Annotated in this window: 17 protein-coding genes; 14 read left to right on the top strand and 3 right to left on the bottom strand. The window is 72.9% G+C overall.

Annotated features, from left to right (window positions below):
• Window positions 1–69: 69 nt before the first annotated feature.
• The 8 genes from AMK29_RS17750 to AMK29_RS17715 all read left to right on the top strand — a co-directional run bounded on the left by AMK29_RS17750 (window position 70) and on the right by AMK29_RS17715 (window position 9,520).
• Window positions 70–1,407 (top strand): hypothetical protein, encoded by a 1,338-nt coding sequence (locus tag AMK29_RS17750; protein ID WP_073813988.1) that lies wholly within the window; start codon window positions 70–72, stop codon window positions 1,405–1,407.
• Window positions 1,408–1,619: 212 nt separating this feature from the next.
• Complete coding sequence (locus tag AMK29_RS17745; RefSeq protein WP_073813986.1) at window positions 1,620–2,387, top strand: GntR family transcriptional regulator; 768 nt, start codon at window positions 1,620–1,622, stop codon at window positions 2,385–2,387.
• Between the two features lie 51 nt (window positions 2,388–2,438).
• Window positions 2,439–2,666, top strand: coding sequence for an indolepyruvate ferredoxin oxidoreductase subunit alpha (locus AMK29_RS17740; protein WP_073813985.1), 228 nt, complete (start codon window positions 2,439–2,441; stop codon window positions 2,664–2,666).
• 14 nt (window positions 2,667–2,680) lie between these two features.
• Window positions 2,681–4,027, top strand: a complete 1,347-nt coding sequence (locus AMK29_RS17735) for an ABC transporter substrate-binding protein (protein ID WP_073813984.1) — start codon at window positions 2,681–2,683, stop codon at window positions 4,025–4,027.
• Window positions 4,024–4,896 (top strand): ABC transporter permease, encoded by an 873-nt coding sequence (locus AMK29_RS17730; RefSeq protein ID WP_073813982.1) that lies wholly within the window; start codon window positions 4,024–4,026, stop codon window positions 4,894–4,896. The genes AMK29_RS17735 and AMK29_RS17730 overlap by 4 nt, the downstream gene beginning before the upstream one ends.
• Window positions 4,893–5,744: an ABC transporter ATP-binding protein gene (locus AMK29_RS17725; protein ID WP_079196949.1), complete on the top strand. Its 852-nt coding sequence runs from the start codon at window positions 4,893–4,895 to the stop codon at window positions 5,742–5,744. The genes AMK29_RS17730 and AMK29_RS17725 overlap by 4 nt, the downstream gene beginning before the upstream one ends.
• Window positions 5,745–5,803: 59 nt before the next feature.
• Entirely contained in the window at window positions 5,804–8,530 is a 2,727-nt protein-coding gene (locus AMK29_RS17720; protein WP_241845477.1) for a fumarate reductase/succinate dehydrogenase flavoprotein subunit, read from the top strand.
• A gap of 162 nt (window positions 8,531–8,692) precedes the next feature.
• Complete coding sequence (locus AMK29_RS17715) at window positions 8,693–9,520, top strand: VOC family protein (RefSeq protein ID WP_073814733.1); 828 nt, start codon at window positions 8,693–8,695, stop codon at window positions 9,518–9,520.
• Between the two features lie 370 nt (window positions 9,521–9,890).
• Here the strand turns inward: AMK29_RS17715 and AMK29_RS17710 are convergent, their stop codons facing one another.
• Complete coding sequence (locus AMK29_RS17710; RefSeq protein WP_073813980.1) at window positions 9,891–11,357, bottom strand: MFS transporter; 1,467 nt, start codon at window positions 11,355–11,357, stop codon at window positions 9,891–9,893.
• A 117-nt stretch (window positions 11,358–11,474) separates the two neighbouring features.
• Between AMK29_RS17710 and AMK29_RS17705 the strand changes: the two genes are divergently transcribed.
• The 5 genes from AMK29_RS17705 (at window position 11,475) to AMK29_RS17685 (ending at window position 19,989) form a co-directional block, all read left to right on the top strand.
• On the top strand, window positions 11,475–11,942 hold the full coding sequence (locus tag AMK29_RS17705; RefSeq protein ID WP_073813978.1) for a MarR family winged helix-turn-helix transcriptional regulator: 468 nt from the start codon (window positions 11,475–11,477) through the stop codon (window positions 11,940–11,942).
• Window positions 11,943–12,181: 239 nt separating this feature from the next.
• Window positions 12,182–15,196: a carbohydrate binding domain-containing protein gene (locus tag AMK29_RS17700; protein ID WP_241845475.1), complete on the top strand. Its 3,015-nt coding sequence runs from the start codon at window positions 12,182–12,184 to the stop codon at window positions 15,194–15,196.
• Between the two features lie 191 nt (window positions 15,197–15,387).
• A complete protein-coding gene (locus tag AMK29_RS17695) occupies window positions 15,388–17,205 on the top strand; it encodes a S8 family peptidase (protein ID WP_198942272.1) in 1,818 nt (605 codons plus the stop codon).
• A 189-nt stretch (window positions 17,206–17,394) separates the two neighbouring features.
• Window positions 17,395–18,297, top strand: a complete 903-nt coding sequence (locus AMK29_RS17690) for an AurF N-oxygenase family protein (RefSeq protein WP_073813976.1) — start codon at window positions 17,395–17,397, stop codon at window positions 18,295–18,297.
• A gap of 33 nt (window positions 18,298–18,330) precedes the next feature.
• Complete coding sequence (locus AMK29_RS17685) at window positions 18,331–19,989, top strand: FAD-dependent oxidoreductase (RefSeq protein ID WP_073813974.1); 1,659 nt, start codon at window positions 18,331–18,333, stop codon at window positions 19,987–19,989.
• 47 nt (window positions 19,990–20,036) lie between these two features.
• On the opposite strand, the gene AMK29_RS17680 is transcribed toward AMK29_RS17685, so the two are convergent.
• Both AMK29_RS17680 and AMK29_RS17675 read right to left on the bottom strand, forming a co-directional pair.
• Window positions 20,037–20,615 carry a Type-2Aa cytolytic delta-endotoxin gene (locus tag AMK29_RS17680; RefSeq protein WP_073813972.1) on the bottom strand — a complete coding sequence of 193 codons (579 nt, stop codon included), beginning with the start codon at window positions 20,613–20,615 and terminating at the stop codon, window positions 20,037–20,039.
• A gap of 95 nt (window positions 20,616–20,710) precedes the next feature.
• Window positions 20,711–21,571: a LysR family substrate-binding domain-containing protein gene (locus AMK29_RS17675; protein WP_443334072.1), complete on the bottom strand. Its 861-nt coding sequence runs from the start codon at window positions 21,569–21,571 to the stop codon at window positions 20,711–20,713.
• 64 nt (window positions 21,572–21,635) lie between these two features.
• Between AMK29_RS17675 and AMK29_RS17670 the strand changes: the two genes are divergently transcribed.
• On the top strand, window positions 21,636–22,031 hold the full coding sequence (locus AMK29_RS17670) for a DUF5997 family protein (protein ID WP_073813970.1): 396 nt from the start codon (window positions 21,636–21,638) through the stop codon (window positions 22,029–22,031).
• The last annotated feature ends 88 nt before the right edge of the window (window positions 22,032–22,119 follow it).

Here is a 22,119-nt window from a genome sequence, read left to right as displayed (position 1 = left end):
GGGGCGCGCGGTAATCTGCTCGCCGTTCCGGACGCGCACCCGATCTCCCCAGTGAAGCGAGCGACGCCGATGACCGAGCTGAGCCGGACCTACGTGGACGCGTGCCTGCGCGGGGACGGCGGGCTCGCCCGGGCCGTTTCCCGGGCCGAACTGCCCCCGGCCTTCGAGGAGGCCTGGCGCTCGCGACTGCTGCCCCGGCCGTGGTTCGTGGCGGCCTCGGAGACGGCCGCCTTCGCGCGGGACCTGGAGGGCCTCTTCGACCTCCTGGTGTCGCTGCCGGCGCGGCTCTTCGACGGCGACCGCGACCGGTACGCGGCGGAGATCGGGATCGGGCCCGAGCTCGCGGCGGTGCTCCGCAGGGGCGGTTCCGGTGTCCCCACCGCGTTCGGGCGCGCCGACGCGTACCACGACGGCTCCTCGTACAAGGTCCTGGAGTTCAACCTCGGCAGCGAGGTCGGCGGCGTCGACATGGCCGTGTTCAACCAGGGCCTGCTCCGGGTCCCCGAGTTCGCCGCCTTCGCGCGCGAGCACCGGCTCGACCACGTGGACATCGCCGCGCGCATGGCGGCCGTCCTGCGGGCACGGGCCGCACCTGCGCTGTCCGGTGCGGCGGAGCCGGTGATCGGGCTCATCGAGGGGCGCGGCGGGATCGGCCCGTACGGGCGGCTGATGCGGGCCACCGTGGAGGCCATGGCCGAGCAGGGGCTCGACCTGCGGATCGGCGAGATCGGCGACGTACGCGCCCGGCCCGACGGCAAGCTCACCCTGGACGGCACGCCGCTCGACCTGGTGCTGCGGAACTTCGGGGCGAGTCAGCTGCTCGACGACCCCGGGGGACCTGACGTGGCGGAACCTTTCCTCCGCGCGCACGACGCCGGCAGGACCGTGCTGTTCACCTCTCTGGAGAGCGGCCTCTACGCGAACAAGAGCGCCCTCGCGCTGCTCACCGACCCACGGTGGAGCGGCGCCTTCGACGCCGGGGAACGGGCCCTGGTCGACCGGGTCCTGCCGTGGAGCCGGACGCTCCACCCCTCGGGTCCCGCCGGCCTCGTCGACCTCTGCCGGGAGCGCAGGGAACGGCTGATCCTCAAGCCCGGCGCCGGGTACGGCGGTCTCGACACGTTCGTCGGCTGGGAGTGCACGGACGCGCGGTGGAGCGAGGCGCTGGGCGTCGCCGCAGAGCGCGGCGGCTACGTGGCCCAGGAGCGGGTGGTGCCCCGGCCCGAGCCGGTGTACGACCCGGCGACCGGTTCGGTCGACGACTGGATCGCGGCCGTGGGGATCTTCCTCACGGACGACGGGTACGCGGGCGCGCACGCGCGTGCCAACCGCGCCGACGGGGGCGCGATCGTCGGGATGAGCAGCAATCCGGACACCCGGATGGTGGGTGTGTTCGCGCATCCCTGAGGTCAAGGGTGTGTTCGCGCGCCGAGGTCGGAGGTCCGGCGGCCCGAGGTATCCGCATGGTGGGCGGCTGATGTCCACCTGGTGGGCGGCGGGGTGGCGTATCTCGGCTCCGTCGCCACATCGTTGCAGTTCAGAGAGGTGCGTACACCGTGTCAGGTGGCGCAATACTGCCGCAACACCATCGAGGGCGGCCCGCCGCTACGTTCCTTCCCATGCCCGCCGAACCCGCTTCCGCCGCCCGCCCCGTCGCCGCCGCCCGCCGTCGGCGGCTGCGCGCGGACCGGGCGCGGCAGCTCGCCGACCTGCTGCGCCACCAGATCCTGGCGGGCGGCTTCCCGGGCGGGGTGCTGCCGCTGGAGGACGTGATCGCGGCCGACTACCGGGCCAGCCGGAACACCGTCCGGCAGGCCCTGGACCTGCTGCGCGGCGAGCGGCTCGTCGAGCGGCAGCCGGGCGTCGGCACGGTGGTGGTGTGCGAGAAGTACCCGCACGGCCTGGACCGGCTGCAGGGGCTCGCCGAGACCCTGCGCGAACACGGGCGGGTCACCAACGAGGTCCGGACCGTCGGTCCGGTCTCCGCCCCCGGGCCGGTGGCCCACCGGCTCGGGGTTCCGGCGCACGCCGACGTGCTGTGCGTGGAGCGGCTGCGGCGGCTCGACGGGCTGCCGCTCTCCCTCGACCTGTCGTACCTCCCGATGGACATCGGGGCTGAACTCCTCGGCTGCGACCTGGAGAACACCGATGTGTTCCGCCTCCTCGAAGAGCTGACCGGCGGTCCGCTCGGACACGCCGAGATCACCCTGGAGGCCGTCAACGCCGACGCGCACTCCGCCGCCGTCCTCCAGGCGCCCCGCGGGGCCGCCGTCCTGATGCTGGAGCGGCTGACCTGTCTGCCCGACGGGCGCCCGGTGGACCTGGAGTTCATCCGGTTCCGCGGCGACCGCATCACCATGAGCGGCATCCTGCACCGCTCCCTCTGACACCTCCCTACACCGACACACCCCCTCTTCCGCCCCTTCCTGGAGACAGCCATGCCTCTGGTCCCCCAGCGCACCGACGTGCCCGTGACCATCGACGAGTCCAAGTGCATCGACGGATGCACGCTCTGCGTCGACATGTGCCCGCTGGACTCGCTCGCGATCCGGCAGGAGGACGGCAAGGCGTACATGCACGTCGACGAGTGCTGGTACTGCGGCCCGTGCGCCGCCCGCTGCCCGACCGGCGCGGTCACCGTCAACATGCCCTACCTGCTCCGGTGAAAGGCCGAACTCCCATGTTCCGAGCAAGACGTCCGCTGTTCCTCCCGCTCGCCCTGCTGCTGCCCCTCACCACCGCATGCGGCGGCGGTTCCGACGCGGGGGACGCGTCCGACGGGAAGACGGTCACCGTGACCGTCGGCTACCAGTCGAAGACCATCAACACCGTCACCGCCGGCACCCTGCTGCGCTCCCTCGGCTACTTCGAGGAGGAGCTCACGGCCCAGGGACGGAAGGACGGTCTCACCTACCGGGTGGCCTGGCAGGACTACGCCACCGGGGCACCGATCACCGCGCAGATGACGGCCGGGAAGATCGACATCGGCTCGATGGGCGACTTCCCGCTCCTGATCAACGCGGCACGCGGGAAGCAGCTCAAGGAGCCCACCCGGCTCGTCGCCGTCACCGGCTACAACCTCCGCGGCGGCCTCAACACCGTCGTCACCGCACCCGGTTCGCCGCTGCGGTCGCTCGCGGACCTGAAGGGCCGCAAGGTGTCCAGCAGTGTCGGCTCGGCCGCCGACGGCACGCTCGTGCGGGCCCTCAGGCGCGCCGGGATCGACCCGGCGAAGGAGGTCCGCAAGCTCAACCAGCAGCCGAGCGTGGGGGCTTCGGCCCTGGCGGCGGGCAGTGTCGACGCGCTGTCCCAGTTCGTCGCCTGGCCCGGTCTCCTCGCCTACCAGGGCAAGGCCACGGCCCTGTACGACGGCGCCGAGCTGAACCTTCCGACCTTCCACGGGGTCACCGTCCGGGAGAAGTTCGCCGAGCGGCGGCCCGCCGTCCTCGACGCCTTCCTGCGTGCCCAGCGCCGGGCGACGGACCATCTGCGGACCCGGCCGATCGCCGCGGCCGAGACGGTCGCGAAGGAGACCGGGCTGCCCGCCGAGGTGGTCCACCTCTACAACGGGGCGCAGGGCATCGCCACCTTCGACCCTGCGCTCCGCCCGGAGCTGATCGCCGCGCTCAAGGAGGACGTACCGGTCCTCAAGGAGGCCGGTCTGGTGAAGGACGTCGATGTGGACGCCTTCGTCGACGCGGAGCCGCTGCGGCGGGCGCTGCCGGACCTCACGTACCCGAAGGCGAGCCTCCCGAAGCCCGAGCTCTGGCTGAAGGGACAGGCCTCGACCCGTACCTTCGACAGCCCCGCCCAGCTCCTCAAGGCCGTCAAGGGCGCCCCGGTGCGGGCGGCCTACGTGCCGGACGCGGTGACCGGGACGCCGTGGTTCGCGGACCGGGCCGTGTGGGTCGCGGACGGTTCCCGCTGGCTCGCCTTCATGACCCGGTCCGGGGCCGAACGGTACGTCGCCGGGCACGCCGGCTCCCGGACCTTCCCGTACGCGGACGCGGTGAGGCTCGCCTCATGACGGCCGTGCGCCGGCTGGTCCGGGTCGCCTCCCCGCTCGCGGCCCTCGGCCTCTGGCAGCTGGTGACCTCGCTCGACGTCAACCTGTGGCTGCGGTTCGAGCAGTTCCCCACGGTCGTCGAGGTCGCCTCCGCCCTCGCCGACCGGGTCGGCACCGAGGCATACTGGCAGGACCTCGGACACAGTCTGCGGCGGATCGCGGTCGGCTTCCTCCTCGCCGCCGTCCTCGGGGTGGCGGCCGGGACGGCCGTCGCCCGGTCCCGGTGGGCCTCCGACCTCCTGGACCCGCTGGTGGAGGTGGTGCGCCCGATCCCCGCCATCGCCCTGGTGCCGGTCGCGATCCTGCTGCTGCCCACCAACGAGCAGGGCATCGTCTTCATCACCTGCGCCGCGGCCCTCTTCCCGGTGCTCGTGTCCACCCGGCACGCCGTGCGCGCCCTGGACCCGGTGTGGGAGGAGGCCGTCCTCACCCTCGGCGGGGGCCGGGCGCGGGTCCTGTTCTCGGTGGTGCTGCCGGGCGCGCTGCCGGGGATCTTCGGCGGTCTCTCGGTGGGCATCGGCGTCGCGTGGATCTGTGTGATCTCGGCCGAGATGATCTCCGGCGAGTACGGGGTGGGCTACCGCACCTGGCAGGACTACACGGTGGTCGACTACCCGGGGGTCTTCGTCGGCATGGCCACCATCGGCGTCCTGGGGCGGCTCACCTCCACGGCGGTCGAGTCGCTCGGCCGCCGGGTCACCGCCTGGCTGCCGAGCCCGGTCGACCGGGGGACGCCCGGTCCCGACCGCGCCACCGGCGGCACCACGGCCCCGCCGCCGGTCCCCTCCCCCGCCCCCGTACCCCTGCCCGAGAAGGAGCCGGTGCCATGAGGACCGTGAACCGATCCGCCCCGTCCGGTGAACCGTCCGCCGTGTCCTCGGCCCCGGTCGGCTCCGCGGACCCGGCCGCCGTGTCGGGGGCTCCGGCGTCCGGCGTGCCGGACGAGCCGGCCGCCCCCGCGGGCGCCGAACTCGCTCTGGACGGCGTGCGGCTCGGGCACCACGGCGGGGTCGCCGTGCCCGGCCCCGTCGGGCTGCGGATCGCGCCCGGCGAGCTGCTGACCGTCGTCGGCCCCTCCGGCTGCGGCAAGACCACTCTGCTGCGCACCCTCGCCGGGCTGCTGCCCCCGCTGGAGGGCCGGGTCACCCAGGACGGGCGGCCGGTCCGCCGCCCCGGCGCCGACCGGGCCGTGGTCTTCCAGCACGACGCCCTTCTCCCCTGGCGCATGGTCCGCGCCAATGTGGAACTGCCGCTGGCGATCCGCCGGGTGCCCCGGGCCGAGCGGCGCCGCACCGCCCAGGAGTGGCTGGAGCGGGTGGGTCTCGGCGACCACGCCCACAAGCTGCCGCACCGCTTGTCCGGCGGGCAGCGGCAGCGGGTGCAGCTGGCCCGAGCCCTCGCCGGGCGGCCCCGCGCGGTCCTGATGGACGAGCCGTTCGGCGCGCTCGACGCCCACACCCGCGCCGGGATGCAGGACCTGCTCGTGGAGATACTGCGCGGCACCGGCGCGACCGTCGTCTTCGTCACGCACGACGTCGACGAGGCGCTCCATCTCGGCGACCGGATCGTCCTGTTCGCGTCCGGGGAGGTCCTGGACGTGCCGCACCCGCGCTCACGGGACGCCCGCGACGCGCCGGCCACGGCCGCGCTGCGCCGCCGCGTCCTCGACTCCCTCTGACTCCCTCCGCGAGTCCGCCGGAACACCCGACACACCCGAACGCTCCGAAAGGTTCCCCCGTGGACACCCCCCTGACCGTGCCCGATCCCGCCGACGCGACCGAACTCTCCTGCGACGTCCTCGTCATCGGCGGCGGCACCGCCGGCACCATGGCCGCGCTGACCGCGGCCGAGCGCGGGGCGAGCGTCCTGCTCCTGGAGAAGGCGCACGTCAGGCACTCCGGTGCCCTCGCCATGGGCATGGACGGCGTCAACAACGCGGTCGTGCCGGGCCGCGCCGAACCCGACGACTACGTCGCCGAGATCACCCGCGCCAACGACGGACTCGTGGACCAGTCGACGGTCCGGCAGACGGCGACCCGCGGCTTCGGCATGGTCCAGCGCCTGGAGTCGTACGGGGTGAAGTTCGAGAAGGACGAGCACGGGGAGTACGCCGTCCGCCAGGTCCACCGGTCCGGCTCGTACGTGCTGCCCATGCCCGAGGGCAAGGACGTGAAGAAGGTCCTGTACCGGCAGCTGCGACGGCGCGAGATGCGGGAGCGGATCCGGATCGAGAACCGGGTCATGCCGGTCCGGATCCTCACCCACCCGGAGGACGGGCGGGCGGTCGGCGCGGCCGGCTTCCACACCCGTACCGGAAAATTCGTCGTGGTCAGGGCGGGCGCCGTGATCCTGGCCACCGGCCCCTGCGGGCGCCTGGGCCTGCCCGCCTCCGGCTATCTGTACGGCACGTACGAGAACCCGACGAACGCGGGCGACGGGTACGCGATGGCGTACCACGCGGGGGCGGCGCTCACCGGCATCGAGTGCTTCCAGATCAACCCGCTGATCAAGGACTACAACGGTCCCGCCTGCGCCTACGTCGCCAACCCGTTCGGCGGCTACCAGGTGAACCGGCACGGTGAGCGGTTCGTCGAGTCCGACTACTGGTCGGGGCAGATGATGGCCGAGTTCGCGGCCGAACTCGCCTCGGACCGGGCCCCGGTCTATCTGAAGCTGAGCCACCTCCCCGAGGAGACCATCGGCGCCGTCGAGTCGATCCTGCACACGACGGAGCGCCCGACCCGGGGCACCTTCCACGAGGGCCGGGGGCACGACTACCGGACCCATGACATCGAGATGCACATCTCCGAGATCGGCCTGTGCGGCGGGCACTCCGCCTCGGGGGTACGGGTGGACGCCCACGCCCGGACGACGGTGCCCCGGCTGTACGCGGCCGGCGACCTGGCCTCCGTACCGCACAACTACATGATCGGCGCGTTCGTCTTCGGTGACCTGGCGGGTGAGGACGCCGCACAGTACCGGGCCTACGAAGGGGAGTTGGATCCCGGGCAGATCGCGGCCGCCCATGAGCTCGTCTACCGTCCGCTCCGGCACCCCGACGGTCCCCCGCAGCCTCAGGTCGAGTACAAGCTGCGCCGGTTCGTGAACGACTACGTGGCGCCGCCGAAGACGGGCGCGAAGCTCTCCCTGGCGGTCGAGGCGTTCACGCGGATGTCGGAGGAGATCGCCGGGATGGGGGCGCGCACGGCGCACGAGCTGATGCGCTGCGCGGAGGTGTCGTTCATCCGGGACTGCGCCGAGATGGCGGCGCGGGCCTCGCTCGCCCGCACCGAGTCGCGCTGGGGCCTCTACCACGAGCGCCTCGATCACCCCGAGCGGGACGACACGGACTGGCTGCACCACCTCGATCTGCGCAAGTCCCCCTCCGGGGCGATGGAGTTCACGGCGCGTCCGGTCGAGCCGTACGTGGTTCCGGTGCCGGAGTTCGCACCGCCGGGCGGTCCGGAGCGCCACCTCGGGGAGGTGGCTTTGGTGCCGGTCGCCACGGCCGGTCCACGGGAGTCGGTCCCCGCGGCGCGTCCGGGCACGGAGCAGCGGGGCCCGGTCGAGTACCCGGCGGTCGCGGCGCCGCATCCGCGGCTGCTGCGGCTGCTCTCGCTCGTCGAGGACTCCCCCGACGTCGACGCGCTCGCGCCCTACCTGGACGACGCCGATCCCGCCGTGCGGGCTGCCGCCGTCACCGCCGTCGGTGAGACCGCGCCCGCCGGTGCGGGCCCGGTGCTCGCGGCGCGGCTGCGGGACGACGCCCCCGGGGTCAGGGCCGCCGCGTCGGCCGCGCTGCGCGAGCTGGTGGAGGTGCTGCCCGCCGAGCCCGCGCTCGGGGAGGGTCTGCGGGCGGCGCTCGCCGTGCCGGACGCGACCGTGCGGTCCGCCGCCCTCGACGTCCTGCGGGCGCTGCGGCTCGGGGACGCCTCCCTCTACGCGGAAGCGCTCGGGGACGCCGTCGTGGAGGTGCGGGTGCAGGCGGTGCGGGCGCTGGTGTCGGTGGACGCGGTCGCGGAGCTGTCGGCGGCCGCCACCGACCCGGCCCGCGAGGTAAGGGTCGCGGTGGCCCGGGGCCTCGCCGCCGTGCGGGACCCCGAGCCGGAGCCGCTCGGCCGGCTGCTCGACGACCCGGACCCGCTGGTGCGGGGCGCGGCCCTGGGCGCCCTGGCCGGCACCGGCTGCCCGCCCGGGTACGCGGCGAGGGCCGGGGCGGCGCTGCGCGATCCCGCCTGGCAGGTCAGGGCGGGCGCCGCGACGGCGCTCCGAGCGGCCGCCGCGGCCGTCGCCGTCCCCGGCCTCGCGGGCGCCCTCGCCGACCCGAACGCGGACGTCCGCAAGGCGGCCGTGCTCTCGCTCCTGGACCACCGCGCCGAGCCCTCGGCCCGTACGGCGCTCGCGGGGGCGGCCGACGACCCGGACGCGGACGTCCGCGCCTACGCCGCTCGCGCCGCGCGCTGAGCACGCGCCGGACATCCGGGTTCCGGGGCCGGACGAAGGTCCCGGCGCCGGCCCGCCCCCGGGCGGGTGGTGATCGGCGGCACCTGGGTGAACGCGCGCATGGGCGGTGGCGTATCGGGGAAGGGGCGCACGGCGCACGCAGCGCGGGAGGACGACGAGGAGGTGGTGCCGGTGTCGGGGCCGACGACCGGAGAGGAGGTGGGAGCACCGTGCTGGCTGAGTCTGAACGCGCACGATCTGGACGCGGCGGAGCGCTTCTACGGGGCCGTGCTGGGCTGGACGTTCCGGCGGGGCGGCGGGGAGCGGGAGTACGCGATCGGTCAGCTGGGCGAGGTGCCCGTGGCCGGGATCGCGGCCGTGGCCGCCGAGCTCTCCGTACCGGTGTCCTGGACGGCGTTCTTCGCCGTGGACGACGCCGACACGGCCGTGGCGCGGATCCGGGAGCGCGGCGGCACCGTCGGGGTGGGCCCGGTGGCCTATCCGCCCCAGGGGCGTGCGGCGCTCGCGACCGACCGGGAGGGCGCGGCGTTCGGCGTGTGGCAGGGGCGGACGGAGTCCCGCTGGCACATCGGGGAGCACTCGGCTCCGGCCTGGCTGGAACTGCACACGCGGGACGCCTTCGAGGCGGCCGTGTTCTACGGCGAGGTGCTCCGCTGGGCGGACGAGGGCCCCGGCCGGTACGAGGTGTCGTACGAGCAGGACAAGGTGGTGCTGCGGCGTGAGGGCGAGGCGGTCGCCCGGCTGAACAGCGGCCCGGTCGAGTCGGGCTCGCCCCGGCCGCAGCTGCGGCCGCGCTGGCTGGTGCGGTTCCGGGTTCCCGATCCCGACGCGGCGACGGCCGCGGTCCTGGCGCACGGCGGTTCGGTGGTGCCGGGCGACGACTGGGGCGGGGTGCGCGGCCCCGAGGACGAGGCACGCCGGTCGGTGGTGGTGCGGGACCCGGACGGGGCACTCTTCACACTTGAGGCGATGGAGGACGGCAAGGGCTGAACGCGGGCGGGTCCGGGCCGCGGCCCCGGCGGCGAGGTCCGGAGCGGCCGAGTCCGGCCCGGCCATCGGTCCGGGCTCGGGCCGAGGGCAGCCGGCGAGGCCGGCGCGGGCCCGCGGGCCTGGGCCTGCTGTCCCAGACGGCCCGCTCCTGGAACACAGCGGGTCTGTCGCCAGGGGCGGTGCCCGCGCCGGGCCGTGCTCCCGCACCGGCGCCAGTTTGTCGCCAGGGCGAGTGCCGGCGCCGGCCCGTTCTCCCGCGACCTCACCGGCGCCGCGGCCCGTCGCCAGGGCCGGTGCCGGCGCCGAACCGTTCTCCCGCGACCTCACCGGCCCTGGCCCGAACCGGCCACCATGGTGGGCCAGTGTCCGCTCAGGCCGTGGCCGCCGAGGGCGCCTGCGGTGCGGTGTCCGGTTCCGTGCCCGCCGGGGCGTCCGCGCGTGTGGCCGGGGTCCTGGTGGGGATGAGGGCGGCGACGACCGCGGCCAGCAGGCCGACCCCGCAGCCGATGAGCATGGCGACGCGGAAGCCGTCCTCGGACGGCAGCGCGTGCCCGCCGAGCGTGGTGGTCATCTGGGCGAGGACGACTCCGATGACGGCGGCGGAGACGGAGGTGCCGATGGAGCGCATCAGAGTGTTGAAGCTGTTGGCCGACGCGGTCTCCTGCTGCGGGACGGCGCCCATGATGAGGGCCGGCATGGCCCCGTAGGCGAGTCCGACGCCGGTGTTGCAGATGAGCGTGACGACGAGCAGGCCCCCGGTGGAGCCCATCAGGGCGAGCGAGGAGCCGTATCCGGCGGCGATGACCAGGGCACCGAGGGAGAGGGTGACCTTCGGGCCGCGGGCGGCCGACAGCTTGGCGCCGAGTGGCGCGAGGACCATCATCATCAGGCCGGCGGGGGCCATCCACAGGCCCATGGCCATCATCGACTGGCCGAGTCCGTAGCCGGTGGCCTCGGGCAGCTGGAACAGCTGGGGGACGACCAGGGACTGCGCGTACATGGCGAATCCGACCAGGATCGACGCCGTGTTGGTCAGCAGGACGACCGGGCGGGCGGTGACCCGCAGGTCGACGAGCGGCTCGCGGGTGCGCAGCTCCCACCGTCCCCAGGCGAGCAGGACGACGACGGCGACGGCGAACAGGCCGAGGGTGGTGCCGCTGTCCCAGCCCCAGGTCGCGCCCTTGGAGACGGCGAGCAGCAGCGCCACGAGTCCGACGCCGAGGCCGAGCGCGCCCGGCATGTCGAAGCGGCCGGCGGCGGAGGTGCGGTGACCGGCGGGGACGACGCGCCAGATCAGTGCGCCCACGACGACGCTCAGGCCGCCGGCGACCCAGAAGAGGACGCGCCAGCTGGCGTTCTCGGCGACGGCGGCGGAGAAGGGCAGGCCGAGGGCGCCGCCGACCCCCATGGAGGCGCTCATGAGGGCGATGGAGCCGCCCAGCTTCTCGGGCGGGAGGATGTCGCGGAGCAGGCTGATGCCGAGCGGGACGACGCCCATGCCGAGGCCCTGGAGCCCGCGTCCGACGATCATCGGGACGACGGAGGAGGCGAGGCCGCAGACCACCGAGCCGGCGATCAGGGGGATCACGGAGACGAGCAGGACGCGTCGCTTGCCGAGGGTGTCGCCGAGCCGGCCGGCCACGGGCGTGGCGACGGCGCCCGCGAGGAGGGTGGCGGTGATCACCCAGGAGGCGTCGGACGCGGTGGTCCCGAGGAGCTTCGGCAGGTCGCCGATGAGCGGCACCACGAGTGTCTGCATGAGTGCGGCCACGATGCCCGCGAGCGCGAGGACGCCGACGACGCCTCCGGGTCGGGCGTCGGGCTTGGAGCCGTCCACGTGTTCTCCCTAGGTCTTCACAACCGATCCGCGAGTCTTGTGCATCATGCACATTGATGGCCCCATACACAAGTCGTGCATGATGCACATCGACCGCCCGCGAGAGAGAATGTCCGCATGGACAAGCCCGTGGACAAGCCCCTTCGCCAGCTCGAGTTCGAGACCATGCTGCTCGGACGGCACGCTCACCTGTACGCGCCCCGATCCCGGGCCGCCGGCGGCACCCTCGACCGGAGCGCGTACGTCCTGCTGAGCCGCATCCGGATGCACGGGCCGATGTCCATCGGGCAGCTCAGCGAGGCCTTCGGGCTCGACGCCTCCACCCTCAACCGGCAGACCGCGGCGATGCTGCGGGCCGGGGTCGTGGAGCGCATCCCCGATCCGGACGGCGGGATCGCCCGCAAGTTCCGCATCACACAGGAGGGCGAGCGGCGCCTCGACGCCGACCGCGACGCGAACGTCGCGGGTCTGGACCGGGTCATGGAGCACTGGTCACCGGAGGACGTGACCCGCTTCGCGGACTACCTCGAACGCTTCAACCGGGACATCGAGCGCCTGGAGGGGCGCCCCTGGCCGCGCCCCTGACCCCTGGCGGCGCACCCGCTCCCCCGCCCCCGCGCCCACCTGCGAGGCCTCTCTCCCCACCACCTGCCGTACCCACTCGCGTACTTCGGTCAGAACTCTTTACGCGGCGGGCGGGCGGCGATACGTTCCCGCCCGACGCAAGATGTTTCAGCAAGTTTCCGACAGCGTTTCCAAAGGACTTCGACACCCGTCCGGGGCAGAGGTCTGCCCGGCGACGCTCGGTCCTGCCTGGAGTTCTGATGACACGCACCCACGGGCCGATACGCCCGCGAGGACTGACACCCGCTCAGAGACGTGCGCCACGAGGGTCGTTGGCCGTCCTGACCGTCGCCGCCGGCGTCCTCGGCCTGGTGGCCCCGCCGTCCGGCGAGCCCGCCCCGCGCACCGCCCCGGTCGCGGCCGTCGCCGAGAACACGGCCACGGTCTACTACTGGACCAAGACCCGGAACTGGGCCCGGTACAACCTCCATTACGCGCCGGACGGCGGTGCGTGGACCACCACCCCCGGCGTGGCCATGGAGGCCGCCTGTACCGACTGGGTCAAGAAGACCGTCACCCTGGGCGCGGCCACCGGCCTCCAGGCCACCTTCAACAACGGCGGCGGCACCTGGGACAACAACGGCGGCAAGAACTACGCCCTGGGCACCGGCTCCATCACCGTCAAGGACGGGGTCGTCGCCCACTCGGACCCCTGCGCGGGCACCACGCCGATCCCCTCCGCCAAGGCCACGGTGTACTACTCCACCGAGTCGCTCGGCTGGTCCACCGTCAACATCCACTACCAGCCCACCGGTGGGGCCTGGACGGCCGTGCCCGGGACGGGCATGCAGGCGGCCTGCGCAGGCTGGTGGAAGCGCGAGATCGATCTCGGGGCGGCCTCCTCCCTCAAGGCCGCCTTCAACAACGGCAACGGTGTCTGGGACAACAACGGCGGCGCCGACTACGCCCTGGGCACGGGCGTCAGCACCGTGCGGAACAACGCGGTGACGGCGAACGCGACCGACCCGTGCGCCGCCGCGACCCCCGACACCCAGGCGCCCACGGCCCCCGGCCGGGTGACCGCCGCCGCCGACGGCGTCTCGGTGCTGCTCACCTGGGACCCCGCCACCGACGACAGGGGCGTGACGAGGTACCAGGTCACGCGGGTCGGCGGCAGCGGCGGCACGGTCGTCACCGACGTCGGCTCGACCGTCTTCTCCGACACCGGTCTCGCCGGACGGACCGCCTACACCTACACGGTGAAGGCCGTGGACGCCGCGGGCAACGTCTCCCCCGCCTCGGCCCCCGCGACCGCCACCACCGGCGACAAGCCGGCGACGCCGGCCACCGGGAAGCCGCTCGGCACCGACCCGCGCAAGGACCCGATCTACTTCGTCCTCACCGCCCGCTTCAACGACGGCGACCCGTCGAACAACCGGGGCGGCAGCCAGCACACCAAGTCGGGCAACGCGGCCAACGACGACCCCATGTTCCGCGGTGACTTCAAGGGCCTCGTCCAGAAGCTCGACTACGTCAAGGGCCTCGGCTTCTCGGCGATCTGGGTGACCCCGGTGGTCCTCAACCGGTCCGACTACGACTACCACGGCTACCACGGCTGGGACTTCTACCGGGTCGACCCCCGCCTGGAGTCGGCCGGCGCCTCCTACCAGGACCTGATCGACGCCGCCCACGCCAAGGGCATGAAGATCTACCAGGACGTCGTCTACAACCACTCCTCTCGCTGGGGCGCCAAGGGCCTGTTCACACCCACCGTGTACGGCGTGCGGGACACCCAGTGGAGCTGGTACTACGACGAGCGGCAGCCCGGCTTCGAGTACGACGGCCTGACGATCGACGCGAAGTCCGGGAAGTCGTACTACAACGGCGACCTGTGGTCGACGGCCGAGCCGACCGGCAACACCTGCCTCAACTGGGGGAAGCCGACCGGCGGCAAGAGCGCCGAGGGCTACACCGTCTACAACTGCCAGTGGCCGAGCCCGACGTCCGGGATGTTCCCCAGGTCGCTGTTCCACCAGTGCTGGATCGGCAACTGGGAGGGCGAGGACTCGCGTTCGTGCTGGCTGCACGAGGACCTGGCGGACTTCAACACCGAGAACCCGGCCGTGCAGAACTATCTGATCGGCGCGTACGACAAGTACATCGACATGGGAGTCGACGGCTTCCGCGTCGACACGGCGGTGCACATCCCGCGCACCACCTGGAACCGCCGCTTCCTGCCCGCCATCCAGGAGCGGGTGACGCAGCGCCACGGCGCCGGGGCCGCGAAGAACTTCTTCGTCTTCGGCGAGGTCGCGGCCTTCGTCAACGACAAGTGGAACCGCGGCTCGGTGAACCACTCGGCGCAGTTCTTCACCTGGAAGGAGCGCAAAGAGTACGACGCCGACGACGCCAAGGCCGCCCTGGAGATGTACGACTACGAGCAGCAGCAGGGCACGGGCGCCCAGCCCACCTCCACCAACGCCTTCCTGAACGGGAACAGCTACCACACCCCCGACCACAGCCGCTTCTCCGGCATGCACGTCATCGACATGCGCATGCACATGAACTTCGGGGACGCGTCCAACGCCTTCTTCAACGGCAAGGACTCGGACGACAGTTACAACGACGCCACGTACAACGTCGTCTACGTCGACAGCCACGACTACGGTCCCAACAAGTCGAGCGAGCGGTACGCCGGGGGCACGGACGCCTGGGCCGAGAACATGTCCCTGATGTGGACCTTCCGCGGCATCCCGACGCTGTACTACGGCTCCGAGATCGAGTTCCAGAAGGGTCAGAAGATCGACTGCGGGCCGTCCTGCCCCCTCGCCACCACCGGTCGCGCGTACTTCGGCCAGCACGTCGCCGGCTCGGTCACGGCCTCCGACTTCTCCCAGGTCTCCTCGGCCTCCGGGGCGGTCGCCATCACGCTCCAGCAGCCCCTGGTGAAGCACGTCCAGCGGCTCAACCAGATCCGCCGGGCGATCCCGGCGCTGCAGACGGGCCAGTACTCCACCGAGGGCATCTCGGGCGGCATGGCCTTCAAGCGCCGCTACACCAGCGGCTCGACGGACAGCTTCGCCCTCGTCACCGTGTCGGGCGGCGCCACCTACACGGGCATCCCGAACGGCACGTACACCGACGCCGTCACCGGCGACGTGCGGACCGTCACCGGCGGGACCCTCACGGTCGCCGCGCCCGGAAAGGGCAACCTGCGGGTGTACGTCCTGAACGGCCCCGGAAAGATCGGCGCCGCTGGTCCGTACCTGAAGTAGTCCTACGAAAAGGGGCAGGGAGCGCCAAACCCTGCCCCTCCGGGCATCGTTCGGTCAACAGTGCGTAACACGAACGGGCTTCTCGGGCAGAAGCCTTCCCTCCGCTCCCCGAGTCTGGGATCTTGCGTCCACCCCACACATCACAGGGCCCGGCAGGCGCCACCCGCGCCACCGGGTCATCGGAGGACGCAATGTTTTCCCTCATATCCAGCCGCTTGAGAGCGTCGGCCATCGCCGTCGCCGCCCTCGGCACGACGGCGGCGCTCGCCGCCCCCGCCGGATTCGCCCAGGCAGCACCGTCGGACACCGCGCCCGTCGCGGCCCGTTCGGCGGGGGCGACGACGGCCACCACGACCGCGGCGGCACCCGCGGCCTGGGCCGCGGGCACGCGCGCGTACCTGGTGATCACGGCGCCCGGCGGCACGTCGGCCGTGAGCGGCTCCGTGGCGAGCAAGGGCGGTTCGGTCTTCGCGACCTACGACGCGATCGGCGTGATCGTGGCGCACTCGACCTCCACGTCGTTCGCCTCGGCGATGCGCACGGTCAGCGGCGTCCAGCAGGTCGGCGCGACCCGCACCTCCGACGTCCCCGCCGACGCCTACAACCCGGCGCTCCCGGCGAACCCGGCGCAGTCGACGACCACGCTGACCGAGTCGAACCGCTGGGACATGACCCAGATCAAGGCCGACCAGGCCTGGGCGGTCACCACGGGTTCGGCCTCGGTGAAGGTCGGCGTCCTCGACACCGGCGTGGACGACCGGCACCAGGACATCGCGCCCAACTTCAACGCCGCCGACTCGGCCTCCTGCGCCTACGGCAAGGCGGACACGCGCGCGGGTGCCTGGCGTGACGTCGGCACCCACGGCACGCACGTCGCGGGCACGATCGCGGCCGCCAAGAACGGGAAGGGCGTCATCGGCGTCGCGCCGGGCGTGAAGATATCCTCGGTCCGCATCGCGGAGCCCACCAGCAGCCTGTTCTTCGCGGAGAACACCATCTGCGGCTTCATGTGGGCCGGTGACCACGGCTTCAAGGTCACCAACAACAGCTACTACACGGACCCGTGGCAGTTCAACTGCCCGGACAACGTGGACCAGGCCGCCATCATCGAGGGTGTCCGCCGGGCCCAGGAGTACGCCGAGGGCAAGGGCTCGCTCCAGGTGGCCGCCGCCGGCAACTCCAACTACGACCTGGCGAACAAGACGACCGACTCCGAGAGCCCCAACGACTCGACGCCGGTCACCCGCACGATCACCAACGCCTGCATCGACATCCCGACGGAGCTCCCGGGCGTCGTGACGGTCGCGGCGCAGGGCAACGGCGGCGCCAAGGCCTCGTACTCGAACTTCGGCAACGGCGTCATCGACATCGCGGCCCCCGGCGGCGACGGCGCCTCCGGTGTCTACTCGACGCTCCCGGGCGGCAAGTACGGCAACATGAACGGCACGTCGATGGCCTCCCCGCACGTGGCCGGCGTCGCGGCGCTGATCGCGAGCGTGAACCCGACGTTCACCCCGGCGCAGATCCGCGACCAGCTGGGCGTCCAGGCCACCGACCGCGCGTGCCCCTCGGACACCCGCTGCAAGGGCACCACGACCAAGAACGGCTTCTTCGGTGAGGGCGCGGTCGACGCCCTGAAGGCCGTCGGCGGCACCACCCCGCCGCCCGGCGCGTACTTCGAGAACCTGACCGACGTGGCGATCGCGGACAACGCGACGGTCGAGAGCCCCATCACGGTCAGCGGGGTGACGGGCAACGCCCCCGCCACGCTCGAGGTGGGTGTGGACATCCGACACACCTACATCGGTGACCTGAAGGTCGATCTGGTGGCCCCGGACGGCAGCGTGTACACGATCCACAACCGCGCCGGCAGCGGCACGGACGACATCGTGCAGACGTTCACCGTCAACGCGTCCACGGAGGTCGCGAACGGCGTGTGGAAGCTCCGCGTGAACGACAACGCGAGCCAGGACACGGGCACGATCGCCGCCTGGAACCTGACCTTCTAGCACCACGCGTCCCCCTGACGGGGCCGGAGCCGCCCAGGCTCCGGCCCCGTCTCGCGTGCGCGGGAAAGAAATTCCGTACCGAGGGGTAGGCCCGCACGGCCCCCTTGCTATACGTTCCGTCTAACAAGCTTGCTAGACGCGACGTCTAACAAGCGCCCGAGCCGATCGCGCGATCCAAGGAGCCGCACCATGGCAAGCAGCACCGTTCGCCCGGACCATGAGGACGAGGACGTCGCCGAGCGGCTGCTCCGGTCGGCCGCGAAGCTGTCGTACGACCCCGCCGTCGAGGTCGACTGGGACACCCCCCTCGACAAGGACTTCCACGGCCAGAGCCCCGAGTGGAACTCCCTCTACGGCACGGCGTACTGGAACGAGATGACCGACGAGCAGCGCAAGGAGCTGACCCGGCAGGAGTCCGCATCGGTCGCCAGCACCGGCATCTGGTTCGAGATGATCCTGCAGCAGATGGTGCTCCGCGACATCTACCGCATGGACCACACCGACCCCCGGTTCCAGTGGGCGCTGACCGAGATCGCCGACGAGTGCCGGCACTCCATCATGTTCGCCCGCGGCTCCCAGAAGCTCGGCGCGCCCGCCTACCGGCCCAAGCGGGCCGTCATGGAACTCGGCCGCTTCATGAAGACCGTCGGCTTCGGCGAGGCCGCGTACGCCGGCATCCTCGTCGCCGAGGAGGTCCTCGACGTCATGCAGCGCGACTGGATGCGCGACGAACGCGTCGTCCCCTTCGTCCGCACCATCAACAACATCCATGTCGTCGAGGAATCCCGGCACATGAAGTTCGCCCGGGACGAGACCCGCCGCCACCTCGCCCGCGCGAGCAGGGCACGCCGCCACTTCCAGGCCCTCGTGGTCGCCATCGCCGCGTACTACATCATCACCAGCCTGGTGAACCCCGAGGTGTACGTGCGGGCCGGCCTCGACCCCGAGCGCGCCCGCCGCGAGGCGGCCGCCAACGAGCACTACAAGGCGCAGCTGCGCGCCAGTTGCTCCGGACTCATGGAGTTCCTCTCCGACGTCGGGATGCTGACCCGGCCCGCGCTCTTCTTCTACCAGCGCGCCCACCTCGTCTGACCCCTCCGAGCCGAGCAGAGCAGAGCCGACGACATGACCTACGCGATCACCCAGACCTGCTGCAACGACGCCACCTGCGTCGCCGTCTGTCCGGTCAACTGCATCCATCCGGCGCCCGGGGAAGCCGACTTCGGGACCACGGAGATGCTGTACATCGACCCCACGTCCTGCATCGACTGCGGCGCCTGCGCCGACGCCTGCCCCGTCGACGCGATCTTCCCGGCGGACCGCCTCACCGGACGGCTGCGGGAGTACGAGGCGATCAACGCGGAGTACTACGCGGACCGCGCGCCCGCACCCGCCCCCGCCTCGCCCACCTTCCACCCCTGGGGCGCGCCCTCGTTCCACCGCTCGCTGCCCGCCGACTTCGCGCCGCTGCGGGTCGCGGTCGTCGGCACCGGACCCGCGGGCATGTACGCGGCCGAGGACCTGCTCCTGCACACCAACGCCGAGGTGACGCTCATCGACCGGCTGCCGGTGGCCGGCGGGCTCGTCCGGTACGGGGTGGCGCCGGACCACCCGGCGACGAAGGGCGCGGGCGACACCTTCGCCCGATTCCACTCCCACCCCCGGGTCCGGATGCGCCTCGGCGTGGAGATCGGCACGGACGTCACCGCCGAGGAACTCGCCGCGCACCACGACGCGGTGATCTACGCGGTGGGCGCGCCCTCCGACCGGCGGCTCGGCATCCCCGGCGAGGAGCTGCCCGGCAGCGCCTCGGCGACCTCCGTCGTCTCCTGGTACAACGCGCATCCGGAGACCGGCGCGGACGCCGTCCGGCTGTCCACCGAGCGGGTCGTCGTCGTCGGCAACGGCAACGTGGCCCTCGACGTCGCCCGCGTCCTCGTCACCGACCCGGCCGACCTCGCCGGCACGGACATCGCGGACCACGCCCTCGCGGCCCTGCGCGGCACCCGGGTGCGCGAGGTGGTGCTGCTCGGCCGCCGGGGCCCCGAGCACGCGGCGTACACCACGTCCGAACTGCTCGCCCTGAAGCACCTGCCGGGCGTGGACCTGGTCGTCGACGACCACGACCCGCGCACCGGCGCGGCCGTCGACGCGGCGGCGGCCGGGGAGAAGGCCGCGCTGCTGCGGGGGGTGGCCCGGGAGGCGGTGGACTGGGCGCGGCCGCCGGCGCCGGACCGCCGCCGGATCGTGCTCCGCTTCCACTCCGCCCCGGTCGAGGCGCTCGGCACCGACGGAGTGCGGGCGGTACGGGTGACGGCGGAGGGCTCCGCGTCGGGTACGGAGATCGGGACGGGGCTCCTCGTCCGGGCGATCGGCTACCGGGGCGTGCCGCTGGCGGGGCTGCCCTTCGACGAGGCGACCGGGACGGTGCCGCACGAGGCCGGGCGCGTGACGGGGCTGCCCGGCGGGTACGTCGTCGGCTGGATCAAACGCGGGCCCTCCGGCGGCATCGGCGCCAACCGGGCCTGCGCGGAGGAGACGGTGGGGACCCTGCTCGCGGACGCGGTCGCCGGGTCGCTGCCGACGCCGACGGGTACGGAGCGGGAGTTCCGGCGGCTGGTGCGGAGCCGCAGCCGGCATCTGATCGACGCGCGCGGTCTCGCGGCGATCGACCGGACCGAGCGGGCCAGGGGCCAGGCTTCGGGGCGTCCCCGGGTCAAGCTGGCCACGGTGCCGGAGCTCGTCGCGGCCGCGCGGGGCGGGCGGCTGCGGCCGAAGGTCTGAGCGGGTCCGGCCCGGGACGGCGGGCCGGCGGTGCGGCGACGTGGGCGTCAGGCCGCGAGGCCCAGCGGCTGGCGGACCACGATGGCGTTCAGGCGCACCGCGAACGGCACGACGTCCGTCAGCTCCAGGGCGACGGTCTCGGCCTTCGGCAGCTCGACGGTCACGTCGACGCAGAAGGCCAGGGCGTACATGTGCTCCCCGGTCTCCTCGTCCTGGAGGGCGAAGAACAGGTCCCGGTAGAAACGGGTCCGCTCCGCCGACTCCTCGTAGAAGGAGAGCCCTGGCCGGCCCTCCTGCGCGGCGAGGCCGGTGAAGGCCCGGACGAGCTCCCGCTCGACGGTGGCCCAGAAACCGGCCTCCGCGCACTCCGGTGGGAGCGCCTGCCGGACGGCCTCCTTGAGGGAGAGCACCATGACGAGGACGGGGGCGTACTCCTGGAGCCCCCAGCCCCGGACCATCCGCACCACGGTGCTGTCCGGGACGGCCGCAGCGGCCTCCCGGATCGCCTCGAAGTCGAAGTTGACGGTCGCCGGCGCGATCGCCTCCTGGAACACCCGGTCGATGGACCGGGCCTGGGCGAGATGGTCCGGTCCCACCTCGACGACGGTCCTGAAACTGGCGGCCAAAGCTCCTCCTGTGTGTCTCGATGATCAGGAGGGGTCAGTATGCCGAGCGGCCGCCCGCCCCGGTGGGCGGCGTCCGCCGTACGGACGGGAGGCGGTCAGGACCTCTTGCGGGGCTTGCCGCCGGTGCGGCCCCGGCCGGAGCCGGCGCCGCCGCCGGACTTGCGGGCCGCGGGCTTGCCCGCCGTACGGGCACCGGCGCCCGGCTTCCCCGACCGGGCCGGCTTGGCGGACTTCCGGTCCTTCTGGTCCTTCGGCTGCTTCTGGCCCTTCTGGGCCTCGGCGCGGCGGCCCCGCGTGCTGTTCACCGTGCGGCCGCGCACGATGCCGATGAACTCCTCCACCAGGTCGGGGGCCTCGTCCGCGGCCGGCCACGAGAGGGCCACCCGCGACTGCGGGACCTCGGTCAGGGTCCGGTAGGTGAGGTCCTTGCGGTGGTGCAGCCGGGCCAGGGACTGGGGGACGGCGAGCACGCCGACGCCCGCCGCGACCAGCTCGATCGCGTCGGCGGTCGTCTCGGGACGCTCGTTCGCCGGGCGGCCCGGCGGCCGCTCCCAGCCGAGGGTGTCGTCGAGCGGGTGCAGGACGAGCTCGTCGGCGAGGTCCTCGGCCGACACCTCCTCGGCCGCCGCGAGCAGGTGGTCCTTGGGGACGACGACGACGGTCGTCTCCGTGTAGAGGGGAATGGCGCTGAGGTCGTCGCGGTCGACGGGCAGCCGGACCAGGCCCGCGTCGGCCGCGCCCTCCCGGAGCGCGCCGAAGGCCTCGGCGGGCGTCACGGCGAGCAGGGCCAGGGGCACGTCGGGCAGGCGCTCGTTCCAGACCCGCACCCACTTCGAGGGCGTCACTCCGGGCACGTACGCGAGCCGGAACGCCGCGGAGCCGGAGGGGGGGTCGGTGGGGGAAACCGCGGGGAAAACCGCCGGGGAGTCCGAGGGGGAAGCGTCCGAGCCTGTCACTCCGCCAGGTTACCGGTAGCTGCCGTGGTCGGAACTCGCCCGCACGCTCGATACCCTGGACCCCATGACGTCGCACCAGAACACCCAGACGATGAAGCCCGCCACCGCGGCGAAGAAGCTGGGTGTGTACCTCGAGGCCACCCCCGCCGAGTTCCAGGAGGGTGTCGTCTCTCGCTCCGAGCTGAACGAGCTCCAGGCGAACCCGCCCGCCTGGCTCCAGGAGCTCCGGAAGAACGGCCCGCACCCCCGCCCGGTGGTCGCGCAGAAGCTCGGCGTCTCCATCGCCGGTCTCGCGCGCGGCGGCATCACCGACCCGCTCACCACCGAGCAGATCGACGCGCTCAAGCAGGAGCTGCCCGAGTGGCTCCAGAAGGAGCGGGCCACCCAGGCGGAGGTCCGCAAGGAGACCGTCCGCATCAAGGAGCGCGACGCGGAGCGGGCCCGCAACCAGAACGCCTGATCGTCTCCCCGCGCCGCGGCACGCCCTGACGGGTGTGGCGCGGCGCCGGACGCGGGAGTGATTCCCGCATGAGTGCTTCCCCCCTGGG

The sequence above is a fragment of the Streptomyces sp. CB02261 genome (assembly GCF_001905665.1).
In the GTDB taxonomy this organism is placed as follows: Bacteria; Actinomycetota; Actinomycetes; order Streptomycetales; family Streptomycetaceae; genus Streptomyces.
The sequence above is the reverse complement of the archived record's forward strand: the minus strand, read 5'-3'. Positions and strand labels throughout refer to the sequence as shown.

What these genes read in the sequence shown, in the direction of transcription:
- AMK29_RS17740 (WP_073813985.1), top strand. Translation starts at nt 2,439, where the DNA reads ATGCCTCTGGTCCCCCAGCGCACCGACGTGCCCGTGACCATCGACGAG.
- AMK29_RS17695 (WP_198942272.1), top strand. Translation starts at nt 15,388, where the DNA reads ATGTTTTCCCTCATATCCAGCCGCTTGAGAGCGTCGGCCATCGCCGTC.
- AMK29_RS17725 (WP_079196949.1), top strand. Translation starts at nt 4,893, where the DNA reads ATGAGGACCGTGAACCGATCCGCCCCGTCCGGTGAACCGTCCGCCGTG.
- AMK29_RS17670 (WP_073813970.1), top strand. Translation starts at nt 21,636, where the DNA reads ATGACGTCGCACCAGAACACCCAGACGATGAAGCCCGCCACCGCGGCG.
- AMK29_RS17745 (WP_073813986.1), top strand. Translation starts at nt 1,620, where the DNA reads ATGCCCGCCGAACCCGCTTCCGCCGCCCGCCCCGTCGCCGCCGCCCGC.
- AMK29_RS17735 (WP_073813984.1), top strand. Translation starts at nt 2,681, where the DNA reads ATGTTCCGAGCAAGACGTCCGCTGTTCCTCCCGCTCGCCCTGCTGCTG.
- AMK29_RS17705 (WP_073813978.1), top strand. Translation starts at nt 11,475, where the DNA reads ATGGACAAGCCCGTGGACAAGCCCCTTCGCCAGCTCGAGTTCGAGACC.
- AMK29_RS17750 (WP_073813988.1), top strand. Translation starts at nt 70, where the DNA reads ATGACCGAGCTGAGCCGGACCTACGTGGACGCGTGCCTGCGCGGGGAC.
- AMK29_RS17685 (WP_073813974.1), top strand. Translation starts at nt 18,331, where the DNA reads ATGACCTACGCGATCACCCAGACCTGCTGCAACGACGCCACCTGCGTC.
- AMK29_RS17700 (WP_241845475.1), top strand. Translation starts at nt 12,182, where the DNA reads ATGACACGCACCCACGGGCCGATACGCCCGCGAGGACTGACACCCGCT.
- AMK29_RS17690 (WP_073813976.1), top strand. Translation starts at nt 17,395, where the DNA reads ATGGCAAGCAGCACCGTTCGCCCGGACCATGAGGACGAGGACGTCGCC.
- AMK29_RS17730 (WP_073813982.1), top strand. Translation starts at nt 4,024, where the DNA reads ATGACGGCCGTGCGCCGGCTGGTCCGGGTCGCCTCCCCGCTCGCGGCC.